General features: G+C 37.1%; 19 protein-coding genes. 9 read left to right on the top strand and 10 right to left on the bottom strand.

Translation table 11 applies throughout. The features are described 5' to 3' along the window. Positions 1-8: 8 nt before the first annotated feature. A complete protein-coding gene (locus EXM22_RS14300) occupies positions 9-1,154 on the bottom strand; it encodes a P-loop NTPase (protein WP_342780269.1) in 1,146 nt (381 codons plus the stop codon). A 180-nt stretch (positions 1,155-1,334) separates the two neighbouring features. Here EXM22_RS14300 and EXM22_RS14295 point away from each other — a divergent pair, with 180 nt between their 5' ends. From EXM22_RS14295 to EXM22_RS14270, 6 genes are read left to right on the top strand one after another with little or no spacing between them, the layout of a single operon-like run. Next, a complete protein-coding gene (locus EXM22_RS14295; RefSeq protein WP_149487167.1) occupies positions 1,335-2,729 on the top strand; it encodes a S41 family peptidase in 1,395 nt (464 codons plus the stop codon). A 2-nt stretch (positions 2,730-2,731) separates the two neighbouring features. Further along, positions 2,732-3,139 carry a secondary thiamine-phosphate synthase enzyme YjbQ gene (locus EXM22_RS14290; protein ID WP_149487166.1) on the top strand — a complete coding sequence of 136 codons (408 nt, stop codon included), beginning with the start codon at positions 2,732-2,734 and terminating at the stop codon, positions 3,137-3,139. Next, positions 3,136-3,867 carry an RsmE family RNA methyltransferase gene (locus tag EXM22_RS14285; RefSeq protein WP_168203523.1) on the top strand — a complete coding sequence of 244 codons (732 nt, stop codon included), beginning with the start codon at positions 3,136-3,138 and terminating at the stop codon, positions 3,865-3,867. Before EXM22_RS14290 ends, EXM22_RS14285 begins: the two co-directional genes overlap by 4 nt. Beyond that, positions 3,867-4,598 carry a WecB/TagA/CpsF family glycosyltransferase gene (locus EXM22_RS14280; protein WP_149487164.1) on the top strand — a complete coding sequence of 244 codons (732 nt, stop codon included), beginning with the start codon at positions 3,867-3,869 and terminating at the stop codon, positions 4,596-4,598. The genes EXM22_RS14285 and EXM22_RS14280 overlap by 1 nt, the downstream gene beginning before the upstream one ends. Positions 4,599-4,637: 39 nt before the next feature. Then, positions 4,638-5,084: an FxsA family protein gene (locus tag EXM22_RS14275; protein WP_149487163.1), complete on the top strand. Its 447-nt coding sequence runs from the start codon at positions 4,638-4,640 to the stop codon at positions 5,082-5,084. A gap of 55 nt (positions 5,085-5,139) precedes the next feature. Beyond that, entirely contained in the window at positions 5,140-6,234 is a 1,095-nt protein-coding gene (locus EXM22_RS14270; protein WP_149487162.1) for a sigma 54-interacting transcriptional regulator, read from the top strand. A 5-nt stretch (positions 6,235-6,239) separates the two neighbouring features. On the opposite strand, the gene EXM22_RS14265 is transcribed toward EXM22_RS14270, so the two are convergent. Then, positions 6,240-6,722 carry a hypothetical protein gene (locus EXM22_RS14265; RefSeq protein ID WP_149487161.1) on the bottom strand — a complete coding sequence of 161 codons (483 nt, stop codon included), beginning with the start codon at positions 6,720-6,722 and terminating at the stop codon, positions 6,240-6,242. 193 nt (positions 6,723-6,915) lie between these two features. Here EXM22_RS14265 and EXM22_RS14260 point away from each other — a divergent pair, with 193 nt between their 5' ends. Then, positions 6,916-7,470, top strand: coding sequence for an anti-sigma factor antagonist (locus EXM22_RS14260; protein ID WP_149487160.1), 555 nt, complete (start codon positions 6,916-6,918; stop codon positions 7,468-7,470). 73 nt (positions 7,471-7,543) lie between these two features. Beyond that, positions 7,544-8,137: a winged helix-turn-helix domain-containing protein gene (locus tag EXM22_RS14255; protein WP_168203522.1), complete on the top strand. Its 594-nt coding sequence runs from the start codon at positions 7,544-7,546 to the stop codon at positions 8,135-8,137. Positions 8,138-8,360: 223 nt separating this feature from the next. Here EXM22_RS14255 and murA read toward each other — a convergent pair whose 3' ends face one another. Beyond that, on the bottom strand, positions 8,361-9,638 hold the full coding sequence (murA, locus tag EXM22_RS14250) for a UDP-N-acetylglucosamine 1-carboxyvinyltransferase (RefSeq protein WP_149487158.1): 1,278 nt from the start codon (positions 9,636-9,638) through the stop codon (positions 8,361-8,363). A 167-nt stretch (positions 9,639-9,805) separates the two neighbouring features. Between murA and thrC the strand changes: the two genes are divergently transcribed. Then, entirely contained in the window at positions 9,806-11,101 is a 1,296-nt protein-coding gene (gene thrC, locus EXM22_RS14245) for a threonine synthase (protein WP_149487157.1), read from the top strand. 60 nt (positions 11,102-11,161) lie between these two features. Here thrC and jag read toward each other — a convergent pair whose 3' ends face one another. The 7 genes from jag to recF form a co-directional block, all read right to left on the bottom strand. After that, positions 11,162-11,830 carry an RNA-binding cell elongation regulator Jag/EloR gene (jag, locus tag EXM22_RS14240; RefSeq protein WP_149487156.1) on the bottom strand — a complete coding sequence of 223 codons (669 nt, stop codon included), beginning with the start codon at positions 11,828-11,830 and terminating at the stop codon, positions 11,162-11,164. A 50-nt stretch (positions 11,831-11,880) separates the two neighbouring features. After that, positions 11,881-13,641: a membrane protein insertase YidC gene (yidC, locus tag EXM22_RS14235; protein ID WP_149487155.1), complete on the bottom strand. Its 1,761-nt coding sequence runs from the start codon at positions 13,639-13,641 to the stop codon at positions 11,881-11,883. Beyond that, positions 13,641-13,847 carry a membrane protein insertion efficiency factor YidD gene (gene yidD, locus EXM22_RS14230; RefSeq protein ID WP_425465773.1) on the bottom strand — a complete coding sequence of 69 codons (207 nt, stop codon included), beginning with the start codon at positions 13,845-13,847 and terminating at the stop codon, positions 13,641-13,643. Before yidD ends, yidC begins: the two co-directional genes overlap by 1 nt. Before the next feature lie 25 nt (positions 13,848-13,872). After that, positions 13,873-14,220: a ribonuclease P protein component gene (gene rnpA / locus EXM22_RS14225; protein WP_149487154.1), complete on the bottom strand. Its 348-nt coding sequence runs from the start codon at positions 14,218-14,220 to the stop codon at positions 13,873-13,875. Beyond that, positions 14,201-14,356, bottom strand: coding sequence for a 50S ribosomal protein L34 (gene rpmH, locus EXM22_RS14220; protein WP_149487153.1), 156 nt, complete (start codon positions 14,354-14,356; stop codon positions 14,201-14,203). The genes rnpA and rpmH overlap by 20 nt, the downstream gene beginning before the upstream one ends. A 171-nt stretch (positions 14,357-14,527) precedes the next feature. Further along, positions 14,528-14,965 carry a DciA family protein gene (locus tag EXM22_RS14215; RefSeq protein WP_168203521.1) on the bottom strand — a complete coding sequence of 146 codons (438 nt, stop codon included), beginning with the start codon at positions 14,963-14,965 and terminating at the stop codon, positions 14,528-14,530. Next, on the bottom strand, positions 14,958-16,040 hold the full coding sequence (gene recF, locus EXM22_RS14210) for a DNA replication/repair protein RecF (protein ID WP_281289877.1): 1,083 nt from the start codon (positions 16,038-16,040) through the stop codon (positions 14,958-14,960). Before recF ends, EXM22_RS14215 begins: the two co-directional genes overlap by 8 nt.

The raw sequence follows: 16,040 nt of genomic DNA, 5'->3' as shown, positions 1-16,040 counted from the left end.
ATGCCCAGCTACACTTGGAATCCCAATTCTGAAGCCTTTAACAGCTTGGATTTGATGAATCTATTTTCCTTTTTTAATTTGCTAATTTCATATTGTTGCATACGAATAGTTTCAATCAAATCTCCCTGTGTTAGAGCACCGCTATGAAGCAGTTCTTCCAGTGACTGCACCTTGTCATTAAAATCCGATTCGGCTTCCATCTCAGCCGACTGATAAGAGGATTCGGCATCCAGGTTTGAAAGATTAATCCTCTCTTCCAGTTTCATATCCAGGACTTTATCGCAAATTCTTAAGATTCCCTGTGATACAACCGCTCCAGGTTTGTACTTTAAGACAGGTAAACGGGAATTTAGAGCCTTTTTCTGAAACTCATCTCTGTATAGAACACCCAGGAAATCAAGATTGACTCCCAAATAATCTCTAACAGAAATAATCAAGCGGTCTACTTTCTGAATATCATCCGGATTATCTAGCATATTCATAACTAGACGTGGTTGAAAATGCTTTTTTTTCTCTTCAAAGAGATCTGCACCAGCGGGATCCAGGCTCCTTAATTTTTCTAAAAGACTAGTCAGGTATACCTTTTGAAGAGATACCCCATCCTTTCTTAGAGTTTCAAGATATTCAGTCGCCGGTGATTTTCTATTAAAAGAGGCATATAACATCCTGAATAGAACATTTTTAATGAATAGATAGGCATTAAGTGTTGCAGTCAGCGTCGGGGTTGTCACGATGATGCCACAGCCTGAAAGGAGGAAAAAATCAAGAATAGTGTTACTGGAACCAGCACCCAAATCCATAACAAGATAATCTGCATCCAGACCACTCATCCGATTAATTAACTTCTTTTTCTGTGGTGCCGTTATATTGGCAGCACCGGGAGCTTCTCCCTCACCCGAAATAAAACGAAGATTCTTATACTCTGTATCCTGAATAATATCTTCAATTTTCTGCTTAGAATTATTAATAAAAGAGCCCAACCCAAGATTGGATGCCTTTTGTCCTATGACCAGATGCAGATTTGAACCGCCAAGATCCAAATCGGCCAAAATAACTTTTTTATTGTTATCAGCCAAACCAATGGCCAAATTGGAGGCCAACAGGGATTTACCTACCCCACCCTTTCCACTTGCAACAGCAATTACTTGCATCATTCCAACTCCCGTCTAATATTATAATCATAACCTGTTTTTTAAGTAATAGAACCGGAATTCCGGAATAGGTCCGGGATATGAGTTATTTTTTAATTATAAATCTGATTGAATTACAGGTCAAGGGAAGGTGTTGACAAAGAAACTCCTGTATCTAAAATACTTTCCAAAGGATTATTAATTATGAAAAGAAAGACTGAACGAGTTCTCTGGGTCTCTGTAACACTGTCCTTATTACTGGCATTATCACTTATAATTCTCGCTCCCACTGTCTCGGCACAGTCCTCAAGTCTCAGTACAGAAAATTACCTGAGGCTTTTTGAAACGGCTTATTATCTTATTTTGAGAAACTATGTTGATGAGGTACCACCTGAGCAGCTCTTCCAGGGAGCAATGAAGGGACTCTTTGAGAGCCTCGATGATCCCTATTCCCTCTATTTGAATGAAGAAGAGTTACAATCTCTAACAGACACAACAAGTGGTCAGTTTGGAGGAGTAGGTCTTTATATATCCAAGGATATTTTTGATGAAACAAATGCAAATGGACGCAAACCCTATGTTGAAGTCGTTTCTCCCATAGAAGGAACTCCGGCTTATAGGGCGGGGATTCATTCGGGAGACTATATTTATAAAATTAATGATACATCTGCCGAAAATTTGACTACAGATGAAGTTTCTAATCTATTAAGAGGTCCTTCCGGGACGGATGTTACCGTAACCATTCTGAGAAACAATGACATTATATTTGATGTGATACTGACGAGAGCGATCATAGAGATTCCAACGGTAAAATGGGACTATGTAAACGACAAAACTGGATATCTCAGGATCATTCAGTTTACTCCCTACACGACGGAACGGGTAGAAGAGGCCCTGAAAGATTTCAGAAAAAATAATGTTGACTCCGTCATAGTCGATGTCAGGAGTAATCCTGGTGGACTTCTGAACTCCGTAGTTGATATAAGTGACTTCTTTTTCGATAACGGCACCATCGTGAGTACAAGGTCTAGGATCCCCGGAGAAAATGAAGTTTTCAAAGCGAAACTAGGCACATTGGTAGATGATGATACGGAACTGTTCGTCATCATTGACAACGGCTCTGCTTCGGCATCAGAAATACTCACAGGAGTCCTAAAAGATCGGGGAAGAGCGACCATTGTCGGTCAGACCACCTATGGTAAAGGATCAGTCCAGCAGATGTTGATGCTTGGAAACAGTGCCATAAAACTGACAATGGCAAGGTACTATACTCCCAGCGGTGTAAACATTGATAAAACTGGAATTGATCCTGATATACTGGTAGAAGACAGCGATCTCAAAGAAGAAGATATAAATGACTATAAGATCCTGTTAGAAGAGAACAGAATCGGATCCTTTATAAATAAAAATGAAAATCCTGGAGATAGGGAGATAGAAGAGTTCATCAGTAGTCTCAGAAAAGAAGGGATTCAGCTCGATATCCAATTCTTACGCATCATGATCAGGAATGAAATGAACCGCCGATTGGATAATCCTCCGATTTTCGACCTGGAATACGATGAATCTTTGAAGAAAGTAATGACTCTGATTAAGGACTGAAGATGAGCTTCTTTACAGAATCCATTAAAACCAACCATCAGACAGGCATGGTTGAAATAACTGAACGAATACAATCCCTGATTAGTCAAAGTGGAGTGATCGAGGGGCTGTGTATGATATACAGCCCCCATACAACAGCGGGAATTACCATTAATGAAAATGCAGATCCCGATGTCCAAAGAGATATGATCTATGAAATAAATAAGATTGTACCTTTTTCAGATCAGTATCATCATAGTGAAGGGAATTCCGCGGCCCATATCAAGACGACTTTCACAGGCCTTCATGCCATGCTTCCTATACATAAGAGCCTTCTTGTTCTCGGGACGTGGCAGGGAATATATTTTTGTGAATTTGACGGTCCTAGGAACAGGAATTTCCATGTCCAGATATTAAAAGGGATACAGTGAAACAACTTCTGGTAGAAACCTCTCTCAGTCAAGAAGAATCTGTGACCTTAACAGGCAAAGAATACCACTACCTCTGCCGTGTCAGACGTGTCAAAGTGGGAGAGGTCATTGAACTAAAGGATTCTTCAGAGAAGCGGTACAATTGTAGAATCTTGGAAATTAAGGAAGATTCTTGCCTTATTGAAGTAGGAGAATTAATACAATCTCATATAAGGCCCTATGACATACACCTCTATCTCTGCCTGTGCAAGGGTAAAAAAACGGATTTAATGATTCGCCAGGCCACTGAAACAGGGGTTAGAAGCATTACTCTTTTAGACAGTGACTTCTCACAGGTAAAGCTCAAAGAAGAAAGTAGAGAAGATCATAAATACGAACGTTGGCGTAAAATAATCAAGGAGGCACAACAACAAAGTGGTTCTTACATCAATACTATGTTGAATCCTCTCATTAAATTCAAAGATCTTCCTGAGATTCAATCAGATCATACTATTGGATTTTTCTGTCACCAGGAAAAACTGGGACCTAGCCAATTGGCAGACATAGGAAAAGGATATAATGATATTCATATGATTATTGGATCTGAAGGAGGATTATCTTCTGGAGAAATTGAAATTTTGAAAAAGAAAGGCTATTCTTCTCTTTTCCTGGGAGATAACGTTCTACGTGCCGAGACAGCCAGTCTATTTGCCCTGGCTGCAATAATGACAACTATGGAGATTACCTAATGTATCAAAATAATAGAATCAACATTCTTCATATACCCATAGATATGCTCAATGAAGATGATATTGAGCAAACTGTAAGAGATATACTGGAAGAAGAAAAATCAAGCCAGATTTGTTTTATCAGCTATAGAGATATTCTAAAAGCACAATTCAATCGTGAATATTTGGATTGTCTCCGCTCTTCAAGGCTCAATATCTCCATTACTCCGGCACTAAGTTTTGCTGCATCCTATCTCAAATACGAAAAACCTCCAATTTTTAATCCTTTTACCTTTGTTATCCGACTCTTAGGAGTTCTGGAACGCAGCGGAAAATCAATTTATATATTAGGCTCCAAAAAAAAGAACATTCTAAAATCTGAATCTAATCTGAAAACATCTTTTCCCGGTTTACAGATTGTTGGCCGATATGCCGGAACTTTTTCTCAGCAGGAAGAAAAAGATATTATAATGGCTGTTAAAAAGTCATCTCCATCCCTTTTATTGACAGGGAAAGGACTAAAAGGAAATAACCTCTGGATCTATCGAAATAGAAAAGATTTTCCAGGAGGATTAACACTGTGGGGAAGAACTTGCTTTGAGGTTTTTTCTGGGAAAAAGAAGAAGCCTGTGAACTCATCGGTGGGACGTATCTTCTGGAAGACCCTCTTGTCTTTTATTCTGCCCTGGAAACTTCTCAGTTATATTCTTTTTTTCATGCTGTTAACAATTGAGAAAATCAAAAGCAGGTGAAACTTGCTGATACTAAGTAATAAATGATAGGATCTGCCCATGTTAGATGTGAAAATGATAATCAGGGTATTGAATCCCCACTATACCGTACGCTACCTCTACTTCCTGCTTCTGGCAGCATTAGTACCATTTATGGACTGCTACTTTATTCTCCTCATAGCCCACAATATAGGTGAGTATTTATTCCTAGCAATGCTGATTACCTTCAGTTTGATCGGTTTCTTTTTATCCATGTTTTTAGTGAAAAGAAATCTATTCATTATACACACGAATACAGCCAATCACTATTTTTCAGAATACTATTACAATATGTTGGCCGGGACTCTGTTTGTCTCATTTTTTCTGATTATGCCCGGAATTTTAGGTTCCATAATCGCCCTAATTTTATGTATACCCTTTTTAAGGTACAAATCTGGCAAAATTATATCTTCATTTTTAAAAATTGATTGGAAAGAGATTCACGAATTTATTAATGTTATTGATTGACAATACTCTATAATATATAGTGTTATCATATCATTAACATACAAAGGATTACTTTATGGTCATTCTTTCAAGTTTAAATGAAGTCAATTTCCAACAACTCCTTACCTTTCTTCCCACCCGCATTCAAATCCAAAAGTATAAAAAGTTCAACAGAGAAATCCTGCAAAATACTCAACCTGATCTAATATTCCTTGAAGCCATTTACTTTAACGATCCTACGGCTCTTAAACCATTTACTTCTGATTTAATCCCAAAAGTCATCCTTTGGGGCTGTGAAGATGATGACCTTAAAACTGTAATACCACTTGTTGAAAGGGGAATCCACTATTATAGCTTCCCTGTGAACGCTGACCAGATATCAGATTTATTACTGATTAAGAGTATGCCATCCCCAGCCCCTGATACAACAAATGAATTTGCAGATTTGGGAATCGTAGGATACAGCAAGCCCATTTGTGAAGTCAGGAAAATTATTAAGAAATACAGTCCTTTTAAAGATGCCATAACACTTTTAGGAGAAACCGGAACCGGAAAAGAAATAACTGCCAAGGCCCTCCATAGTTATAGCGGTAGTTCAGGGCCTTTTGTAGCAGTAAACTGTGCTGCCATTCCTGAAACTCTACTGGAATCTGAAATGTTCGGATGTGTCAAAGGAGCCTATACAGATTCAGTCAATAAACCTGGATACTTTGAATGTGCCCATGGGGGAACACTTTTTCTAGATGAAATTGGTGAAATGTCTTTAATGATGCAGTCTAAGCTCCTCAGAATTTTAGAAGATAAACAACTGACACGACTGGGAAGCACCAAAAAAATTTCTTTAGATGTCAGGATTATCAGTGCAACCTCTAAAGATCTCAAAAAGTTAGTAAGTGAAGGACTCTTTAGAATAGATCTCTATTACCGGTTAAATGTCTTGATAATCCAGCTTCCACCCCTAAGAAGTAGAAAACAGGATATACCTATGCTTTGCAATTTTTTATTGCAGAGAGAGAAATCATCGAAGATGATCCATCCAGATGCGATGATGAAACTCTTAGAATATTCATGGCCGGGAAATGTGCGGGAACTACGATCCATTTTAAGAAAAGCGGATATCTTGTCGGATAAAAAAAACCTAATTCTTAAGAATCACATTCAATATTCTTAGCTATGTCAGAGGAGCCGGCGTATATTACTAACAAGTAGATAGGGAACTGGTTTATCACCATCCAATTCATACCCAATAAGTTTTGCAAGTACCAGGACTTGAGAGTTAAGCAGGATTTGTCCTTCCACCGGATTACGGGGAGTTTTATCGGGGACAACATTTATCCATCCATCTCCTTGGAAAATCAGGTGGCAGCTATATTTCAAAACCTCATCGAGGCCTTTCCACTCCCCTTGTATTAGTTGTGCATCCAGCAAATACTCTTCATTTTTTCCGGATAAGAGGGTTAAAGCTGCCAATGAACCATCTAGAAGTAGCCAGTCTCCATTTTCTATGATAGCATCCAGTTGGTCAGTGTTGAGTGCATTCAAATCTTTTATCGTCATTGAAAACAATAAGTCTTCTAAGCCGTTGTCTTGTGCCGGTAGAGTTTGAATAAACCCGAGAGTAAGGAATAGGATCATGAATTTATTTAAATACTTTTTCACACCTTCTCCCTTTAAAAAATCTCTTCATTCTCTAATCTTACATTCACTAACGTCGTATATCAAGACAGTGGTGTAAGTATCCTTAAATAAAAAAATTACAATTTTTATTTATTTGACAAAATAGGGCCAGATTAATAGAATAAATAGTGTATATTTAAATTGTATTTCTACATTAGTTAAAGGTGAATTTTATATGAGTGGTAATAATGAGATCGTCGCTGGTTTTGATATAGAAAAAGATGACAGCCTGAAGATTAGACTTCAGAAAATTGATTCTGTAAAAGGTTGTCTTGTACTATATCTAACTGGTTATATTGATACATATAACTCAAACCTCTTTCAAAAGCGTGTAAATAAAGCCATAGAGTCGGGTTATACACGTCTAATCTTTCATTGCGGAAGTTTGAATTATGTCTCCAGTACCGGGATCGGATCCTTTACCGCATTCCTGAAAACAGTCAAACCAAGAGGTGGAAATCTAGTATTACTTGAAATCCAACCTAAGGTTTATGAAGTTTTTCAATTATTAGGTTTTTCTCAGTTCTTTAATATCAAGGATAATCTTGATGAAGCTGTTGCTTTCTTCGAAAGTGAAGGGGAGACAAAATCCAGTGATATTTTCCCGAAAATTTTTAGATGTCCTATCTGTTCAAAGAAGCTGAAGGCCACAAAAGCTGGCCGTTTCAGGTGTAGTGAATGTAAAACAATTCTGGCCATTGATAATACTGGTCAGGTATTTCTTGGTTAGAATGGAAGCCGGGTAGTACCCGGTTTTTTTTATGTCCATGTATAGGTCAGTTCAATTTATTGATGCCCCTCCCTTGATTCAATTAGAATTGAAGGAGAGGTACCCTGACTGGTATAAAAAATGCCTTTTCAGAAATAATGATAACCTTGAACTTACTTTTACCGATTTAACTCTACTACCTGCATCTGTTCTTTTCAAAAATGTTAAAGCCTTTAAGCACAAAATCATCATTCCTTTTGGACCTGCCGAATTTTTAGAACAATCATTTTTTGCTGGAGCATCAGATTATCTTAAAGATCCCTGGAATTGTCAGGAATTAATCATCCGTACACAACCATTCTTGGAAAATATGAGGCTTTCCTTTGGATCTGACTGCATAGACTGCAGCCATGGTTCTCTCAGGATAAACAACAAACTCATTTCTATCACATGCTCACAGTATAGACTTTTAAATATTCTGATGAAAAATTTGAATTCTTTTGTAAATTATCAAATTCTTGCAAATCATACTGGAACCAAGAGTGATAGAGCCGATAAATCAATTCATGTCCATATTCATAATCTCAAAAAGATATTAAAAGAAGAACTTCCCGAATTATATGGAATCCAATTGAAAATTGTGAATTCGAGTTCAAAAGGGTATTCTTTGATATTTACTTGTGGATAACTTGTGTAAAACAGCTAAATAACGTACTTAAAATCAGATATTTTTAATATTGAAATCTCAATTGAAGAGTAAACAAATAGTACATTAATGAATAAAAATGATTTAAATACCTATACTATATATATTTAATTATAACATTCTTGAATTTATATATAATCAAAAAAAAAGAGAATTCCTGAATTTTCAGGAATTCTCTTGTGGATAAACTGTGGATAAATTTGTATTATTCCTGGATTCTCTTTATATGGGCTCCCAATGAAACAAGTTTTTCAACCAGAGATTCATAACCCCGTTCAATTTGATACACATTATGAATTGTGCTATTTCCACCGGCACACAAGGCGGCTATCACCATGGCCATCCCGGCTCTGACATCCGGAGAGACTAAATCTGAACCACTGAGGACTCTAGGGCCTGTTACAACGGCTCTGTGTGGATCACAGAGGATAATTCCTGCCCCCATAGAGATAAGTTTATCAACAAAGAACATTCTTGATTCAAACATCTTCTCATGAATAAGGACTGTTCCCTCTACCTGTGTTGCAACAACTGTTATAATACTGGTTAAATCTGGTGGAAATCCGGGCCAGGGTGAATCGTCAATCTGGGGAATCATTCCACCCATATCACTGGATACTCGCATTGTTTGATTTGGTGGAACATAAATAGTATCATTTTCGTAATTCCAATGGATTCCCAGTTTACCGAAGGCAATCTTACACATCCTCATATTTTCAGGATTAGAGTGTGTAATTTCTAGTTCACCCCTGGTGACAGCCGCTAGTCCTATATAGGATCCAACTTCCATAAAATCAGCTCCGATGCTGTAGGATACAGAGCCTAGTTTCTTAACACCATTGATATAGAGAATATTAGATCCTATCCCGGTGATATCGGCTCCCATTCCATTGAGCATTCTGCATAAATCCTGTACATGCGGCTCTGAAGCAGCATTCTGTATAACAGTCTTACCTTCGGCTAATACAGCTGCCATGACTGCATTTTCTGTGGCTGTAACAGAAGCTTCATCAAGAAAAATATCAACACCCTTCAGCTTATTGGCTGTAATGGTAAATTGTCCATCGACTTCCACTCTACCCCCTAAAGCAGAGAGTGCAAGGAAATGAGTATCAAGCCTTCTACGGCCAATGACATCACCACCCGGAGGAGGAAGTATAACTTTCCCAGTACGTGCCAATAGAGGACCGGCAAAAAGAATAGAGGCCCTTACAACAGTAGCCAATGATTCAGGTACTTCATTTTTTATATCATTCATTTGAAATCTAAGACTATTATTACCCGTTTTTTCAACAGAACATCCGAGGTGCCGCAGAATTTCTACCATGACACGGACATCTTCAATATCAGGAATATTGTCCAGCTCTACAGGTTCATCAGTAAGAATCACAGCCGCTATGCAAGGAAGAGCAGCATTCTTGTTTCCACTGGCTTTGATTTTCCCCCTTATGGGAAAGCCACCATCAATATCATATTTATGCATATAGATTTATCACCACTTATTACTCTCCTAATTGAGAGATTTTTTATTCATTTTGTCATGCTAATTCTCATTATCCTATCAGCTAAGATACTAGAGGTATAGATAAATTTATCAAAAAAAGTTATAAACATTTAAATACTAGGGATAAAACCCGTTAAGGATTTAAAATGAAATTTGCCAGTACAAGAGACAAAAACCACATAGTCAGTTTTCAAGACGCCTTATTCCAGGGATTATCTCCAGATGGCGGTCTTTACTACCCCATCGAAACTCCAGATCTTAAATCCAGCTTTTCTCTTTTTGACCAGAACAGCTCGTTTCAGGATATTGCATCATCCCTCATCGTCAGTCTATTGGGAGATGAAATACCAGAATCAGATTCTCAAATTTTAGCCAAGCGAGCATTTCCATTTTCACCAGAACTCAAAAAATTAAATGACAAAATAAACATTCTCGAATTATATCATGGTCCAAGTTCAGCCTTCAAAGATTTCGGAGCTTCTTTTCTGGCTACTTCTATGGAATATTTTCTGAATGACAGGGATCAAAAAGCAGTTATTCTAACTGCGACATCCGGTGATACAGGAAGTGCCGTAGCAAAAGCTTTCTATGATAAAAAAAATATTGATGTCGTAATTTTATATCCTTCAGGACGGGTCAGTCCACTTCAAGAAAAACAGATGACGACCCTTGGAAAAAATATTCATGCCTTAGAGGTGGATGGTTCATTTGACGACTGTCAAAGAATGGTCAAGGATTCCTTCACCGACAAAGAACTAAGCGGGATTAATCTCTCATCTGCCAATTCCATAAACCTTGGACGGTTGATCCCTCAGTCATTTTATTACGTATGGGCCGTCAGCAGATTAAAAAATGCATCTGAAGTTCCTGTTTTTTGTGTTCCTAGTGGAAACTTTGGTAATTTAACAGCCGGTTTATATGCCAAATCCTGGGGCTTAGAAACTGGAAAATTTATTGCAGCTACAAATAGAAATGATGTTGTTCCCTCATATCTTGCCAGCGCGATCTATACACCAAGAGCTTCTGTTCAAACATACTCTAATGCCATGGACGTAGGAGCTCCCAGTAATTTTGAAAGAATGCAGACTCTTTACAACAACGATGTTTCATTGATGAAAAAAGATATAATAGGATGCATGGTCAGCGATGAAGATACCTTGGCAACCATGAAGTATATGGATGAGGAATATGGATATGCAGTTTGCCCCCACACCGCGGTAGGCATTAAGGCTGCCATGGATAGGACTTCCAAAGAATCGAATATTACAGTCCTGTCTACAGCTCATCCTGGAAAATTCATGGAAGTCTATGAAAAGGCTGTTGGTAAAAAACCCCAGCTGCCGGCGTCTCTTCTGGCTGTAAAGGATCTAGATAAGGTATCACGTCTTATAAGTAACAGTAGTAAAGAATTAAAGAAAACTTTACTTTCATTATTTTCATAAACAAAAATAAATAAAAAAACCGGGACATATAGTTCCCGGTTTTTTTTTAAAACTTATTAATCAGCTATTGCTGCCTTTATAAATTATCCTGACCTGCTTGTAAAGACCTTCACCTTCACTCTTAGTCATCACTTCATCCATATCATTGAGAGCCATATGAATGAGTCTTCTCTCAAAGGGATTCATAGGTTCAAGCAGCTTTGAAGATTTTGATTTACAAACCTGTTCAGCTGTCTTACTCGCCAGCCTAATTAGATTTTCTTCACGACGCTGTCTGTAATTTTCGGTATCAATAATAACTTTTCCGCTATACCCGCTACCACCTATTTTACTTGCAAAAACATTGACTAACATCTGAAGGGCATCCAGATTTTTTCCTTTCTTACCTATGAGAATGGCAGAATGCTCGGACTTTATATCCATCCCAATTTTACCTTTTTCTCTGAAAGTAATGGAGACTTCTCCTGGATATCCCATAAGCTCAATTGATTTTCTTAAAAATTCAATCAGCTCCTTTTCAATATCTCCTGAAGGTTCAATTGCCTCCGCCCGTACTTGTTGAGGTTCATTCACATAAACTTTAATTCTTACGGAACCTCTCTTAAAGAAAAAGCCGTGTTGCTCAGATTCAAGAATCTCAACATCAAACTGATCCTGTTCCATACCAAGATCTGTTGCAGCTTTTTCTATAGCCTCCCTTTCTGTCTTGGCTTCATATTCTTTTACCATAAAATAACTCCTGGTTATCGATTTTCTACTTTCAGGAGCTCACTCTGTCACTAAGCTTTTCTCTTATTTCTTTGACTGATATATGCTTGTTGTGCTGCTGTGAGGATATTTGAAAATGTCCAGTAAATCAGCAGTCCTGAAGGCATATCATAGAGAATAAAGAAAAACATTATAGGCATTCCTAGAGTAAGCATTTTTGTCTGCATGGCACTCTGTCCGCCTCCGCCACTGGGTGCCTGAGTGAATTTACTCATGAGTAACTGGGTTCCCAGATACAGTATGGGTAAGAGTCTCAGATCGTTCCAACCCAGAATAGGTAGGGTAAAGTTTCCAAAATTGAGTATCGATTCAGGAGCAGACAAGTCTGTTATCCAACCTGGAATAAAAACAGCTCCTCGCAAATCGAAATATTTATTTAACAAACCGTATAAAGCAAAAAAGATTGGCATCTGAATCAGAAGAGGCAGACATCCCCCCATGGGATTCACTCCCTCTGATTTATACAGAGCTGCTGTTTCTTTATTTAGTTTATTTGGGTCATTCTTATATTTTGTCTGGATTTCTTTTAATTTGGGCTGGATACTCTGCATCTTACTGGTAGATTCATAACTCTTATGAGTTATTGGAAAGAAAACTACCTTAATAAGAATCGTCAGCAGAATAATGGCAACTCCGTAGTTAGGTATGAGCTTGTAAAAAGTCTCCATAAAAAACTTAAGGATAAATTCTAGCCAACCTAACCAGGAACTTGAATCTACAGCCTTATCCAGGTACATATCAGAGAATCCAAAAGGATTTTCAGATGATATATTATATTGTGTTAAGTTACTGTTATTTTTAGGACCCACATAGAAACGGTAAACATCTTCTACTCTTGAACTTTTAGTCGCAGATCGTGCAAAAAACATTTCAGAGGCTTCATTTAATCCATCTCTGGGAGAATTGGACCAAATAATATTTGATGTTCCGGATCCCGGAATACCTATCATGGTGAAATACTTACCTACAATGGCAGCCCATTTGATCTGCTCAGCAGATTCTTCTACACCTTTCTTGAGCTTATGCTCTTCTCTCTTGTCACCAGACAGAGAATAGTATTTTCTAAACTCATTCCTTCCATCCAGCTTTTCAAAAGAAGGCCCGATCTGAGGACCAGCAAAAAGTGTATATGATTTTCCATTAAAATTGAGGGGTATGGCAGAATTAACAGAATTAATCAGTTCAACCCGCAATTCAAACATATATTGATCAGGAAAAAAGGTATATGATTTTTTTATCTGAAATGGATCACTGACATTCCCATCCGATAGTTTTACCCTATAATTTCTTATAAAACTGTAGGTATCTGTACCACTTTCATGTTTATAGTCGTAGGCTTCTTTCAAATAAGATTCAGTGTTGTCACCGAGTGAAATTCCAAAGGATCCTAATTCAGAGTCTCCTGGTTGTATCATATCTACAGGATGAAGACCCTTCATGTGCTCCTTTAATTTCAGAGAAGTGATGATACCACCCTCCGTATTGAATGTAACGATGAATTTATCTGTTTCAGCCTCTACAGTTTTTGAAACATAATTCTCATCACCCATTTCAAAGGCTACTTCTTCAAGCTTTTCTTCTGCGTCCTCTGTTGTATCAAGAACGATTGCCTGGCTATCAGATTCCTCTACAACTTCACTGATCTGCTCAGAACTATTTTCACTGACTGTTGTTATATCTTCTTCTGGCATGAAATAGGTTGTCTGAATGACAAACCCCACAGAGATAACAACTACTGACAGAATAATTGCCAGAAATGTATTCTTATCCATTATGACTCCAAATCGTTAGGTACCGGATCATAGCCACCGGGATTCCGGGGATGACATTTTAGGATCCTTTTTATAGACAGATAGGACCCCTTCCAGGGTCCGTGTTTCATTATAGCCTCCAGAGCGTAGGAAGAACAGGTGGGATAAAACCTGCATGATCTGGGAAGCCAGGGAGAAATCACTTTTTTGTAAAGGACAATCACCAAAACTAGTATCTTAATGAAAATCCAGTTAATGACTTTTAACAAGATTTGCTCTTTTTATCAAAAGATTAAATTGCTCTAATCTGTTTTGATATGAAAAATCTCCAGGATAGACAACAAAAACAATGTCATATGACTCTTTAATCGAAAATTTTTGTTTTCTAAAAAATTCTCTGAAAATCCTCTTTGTATAATTCCTTTCAACTGCATTCCCGAATTTTCTAACAATTGTTATAGCAAACCGGCTGTAAGTTAAGGAACTTTTTAAAAATAAAATCTTTGCCCCATAGCATTTAGATGTATTGCCATTTGCAAAGATTCTATTCAAGTCGGATTTTTTTCCGAGACGTTCATTCTTAGTAAGGTTTTCTTTCATCGGTGACAGAGAGTTTTTTTCTTCCTTTACGTCTTCTTCTAGAAAGTACTGCTCTACCCGCTTTAGTTGCCATTCTGGCTCTGAATCCAAATTTTCTAGTTCTTTTAGTCTTACTTGGCTGATATGTTCTTTTCATATATTTAACTCCTATAATAATAGTCAATTCTTTTAGTGTGCATAATATAAAGTTAAGTGATAACTATGTCAACTCTTCTTATTCAATGCAGGTCGTAATAACTTTTTTTTAACCTCATGATTTCTGCTTGTTTCAACAGCTGGACCATCCCAAAAATAAATCGGAAGATTTTTACTTTCCCTGGAGTGTTTTCTTGAGGCTTTCAAGCCTCATTTTCAATTCATTATCATTTATACTTTTTAAATCGCCATTGAAACTCTGATTTTTTGTTGCAGGGGGTTTGATTTCCTTTTTTTCTTCTGCTTTGTTCTGTACAAATTTTTCATTATTCAAATGCATACTGACTGAGGTAATACTAAAGTTGGGATATTGGGTATTTAATCTCTTCAGTATCCTGGATTGATTCATCTTGAAAACCTGAATCCAACCGGGATGATCAAAAGAAACTCTTATAGCATGATTACTGATATCTTCCAGTTTACAATGATCTGACAATCTCTCATCACCGATAATTTTTTTCCAGTTCTTGTAAGCTTCTCGATATCCCTTAGATTCAGAATTTCCTTGAATATTAAAAAGATTGGAGATGATTTGATCTGCTTTATCCATTTTTTTTCTCCAATTTTCCCTTATTGACAGTGAAAGAAAGTGAATTTTCACTAATTTCATTCTTATATCCAGGAAGAAACGTATAAAAAATCTGCTCATACCTCGGAAATAATGACATCATTCTCTCTCTTTTATCCTTATCCAGTTCCAGAAGAACATCATCTACTAATAATATTGGATTTCTACCGCTCTCTTCCTGATAGTACTCCGATTGAAGAATCCGTAACAGAAGGGAAACAATCCTCAATTGGCCTGTAGATGCATAGTCATTGAAGTTTTTATTATCCTGCATAACAGTAAAGGAATCTCTGTGAGGTCCTGATAAGGTCAAACCATATTGTATTTCCTTTTCTAATTTCTGCTCCATCATACCAAAAACTTGTACTTTATCAATTTCCTTCCATGAAGCATTATATAAAATTTTTAAATCCAGATCTGTTCCACTAACGAGTTTGTAGTATTCAGGAAATTTTTCATTTAAAAACTTAAAAAGGGTTTTCCTCTTTTCTAGGATAGGAAAACCCTTATCGATCAGTTGGGTGGTATACACTGAAAGCATTGATTTCTCACCCTTTTTTAAGAGAAAATTTCTTTCTTTTAAAATTTTCCTGAATTGTCTTAAATCGTTTATATACAATGAATCATGAAGACTCAAACATTGGTCCATATAAATTCTTTTCTTATCAGGACTTCCATTTACAAAGTAAATATCATTATGGCAAAAGACAATACAAGGCATATTGGAAAGGATATCTTTCCTGTCTGTCACACTTTTGCCATTTAACTTTATTTTTTTTTGGTGGTTATCAAGAGAGATATCAAGCCTATTAGATATAAAATCAGATGTGTGATGAAATTGTCCGGACAAATATAGACTGTTTTCTCCTTCCCGAATCAATGTTTTATCATTTCTGTTCCGGAAAGAAGAAGCGTAACAAAGAAAGTAGAGGAGTTCCAAAAAATTAGTCTTTCCCTGTCCATTCTCTCCTATGAGATAGACTTCTTTGTGGGAAAGATCAATTTCCTGTTCATCCAAATTCCTAAAATTTTTGAACTTTACAGAAGTAAAACCCAA

It is taken from the genome of Oceanispirochaeta crateris, from assembly GCF_008329965.1.
GTDB classification, from domain to species: domain Bacteria; phylum Spirochaetota; class Spirochaetia; order DSM-2461; family DSM-2461; genus Oceanispirochaeta; species Oceanispirochaeta crateris.
Note: the sequence above shows the minus strand (reverse complement) of the source record. Positions and strands in the feature narration are given on the sequence as shown.

Coding starts and splice junctions, on each gene's coding strand:
- murA (WP_149487158.1), bottom strand. CDS start 9,638: ATGCATAAATATGATATTGATGGTGGCTTTCCCATAAGGGGGAAAATC.
- yidC (WP_149487155.1), bottom strand. CDS start 13,641: ATGGATAAGAATACATTTCTGGCAATTATTCTGTCAGTAGTTGTTATC.
- EXM22_RS14275 (WP_149487163.1), top strand. CDS start 4,638: ATGTTAGATGTGAAAATGATAATCAGGGTATTGAATCCCCACTATACC.
- EXM22_RS14270 (WP_149487162.1), top strand. CDS start 5,140: ATGGTCATTCTTTCAAGTTTAAATGAAGTCAATTTCCAACAACTCCTT.
- rnpA (WP_149487154.1), bottom strand. CDS start 14,220: ATGAAAGAAAACCTTACTAAGAATGAACGTCTCGGAAAAAAATCCGAC.
- EXM22_RS14215 (WP_168203521.1), bottom strand. CDS start 14,965: ATGGATAAAGCAGATCAAATCATCTCCAATCTTTTTAATATTCAAGGA.
- EXM22_RS14260 (WP_149487160.1), top strand. CDS start 6,916: ATGAGTGGTAATAATGAGATCGTCGCTGGTTTTGATATAGAAAAAGAT.
- EXM22_RS14290 (WP_149487166.1), top strand. CDS start 2,732: ATGAGCTTCTTTACAGAATCCATTAAAACCAACCATCAGACAGGCATG.
- EXM22_RS14280 (WP_149487164.1), top strand. CDS start 3,867: ATGTATCAAAATAATAGAATCAACATTCTTCATATACCCATAGATATG.
- EXM22_RS14295 (WP_149487167.1), top strand. CDS start 1,335: ATGAAAAGAAAGACTGAACGAGTTCTCTGGGTCTCTGTAACACTGTCC.
- thrC (WP_149487157.1), top strand. CDS start 9,806: ATGAAATTTGCCAGTACAAGAGACAAAAACCACATAGTCAGTTTTCAA.
- jag (WP_149487156.1), bottom strand. CDS start 11,830: ATGGTAAAAGAATATGAAGCCAAGACAGAAAGGGAGGCTATAGAAAAA.
- rpmH (WP_149487153.1), bottom strand. CDS start 14,356: ATGAAAAGAACATATCAGCCAAGTAAGACTAAAAGAACTAGAAAATTT.
- EXM22_RS14300 (WP_342780269.1), bottom strand. CDS start 1,154: ATGATGCAAGTAATTGCTGTTGCAAGTGGAAAGGGTGGGGTAGGTAAA.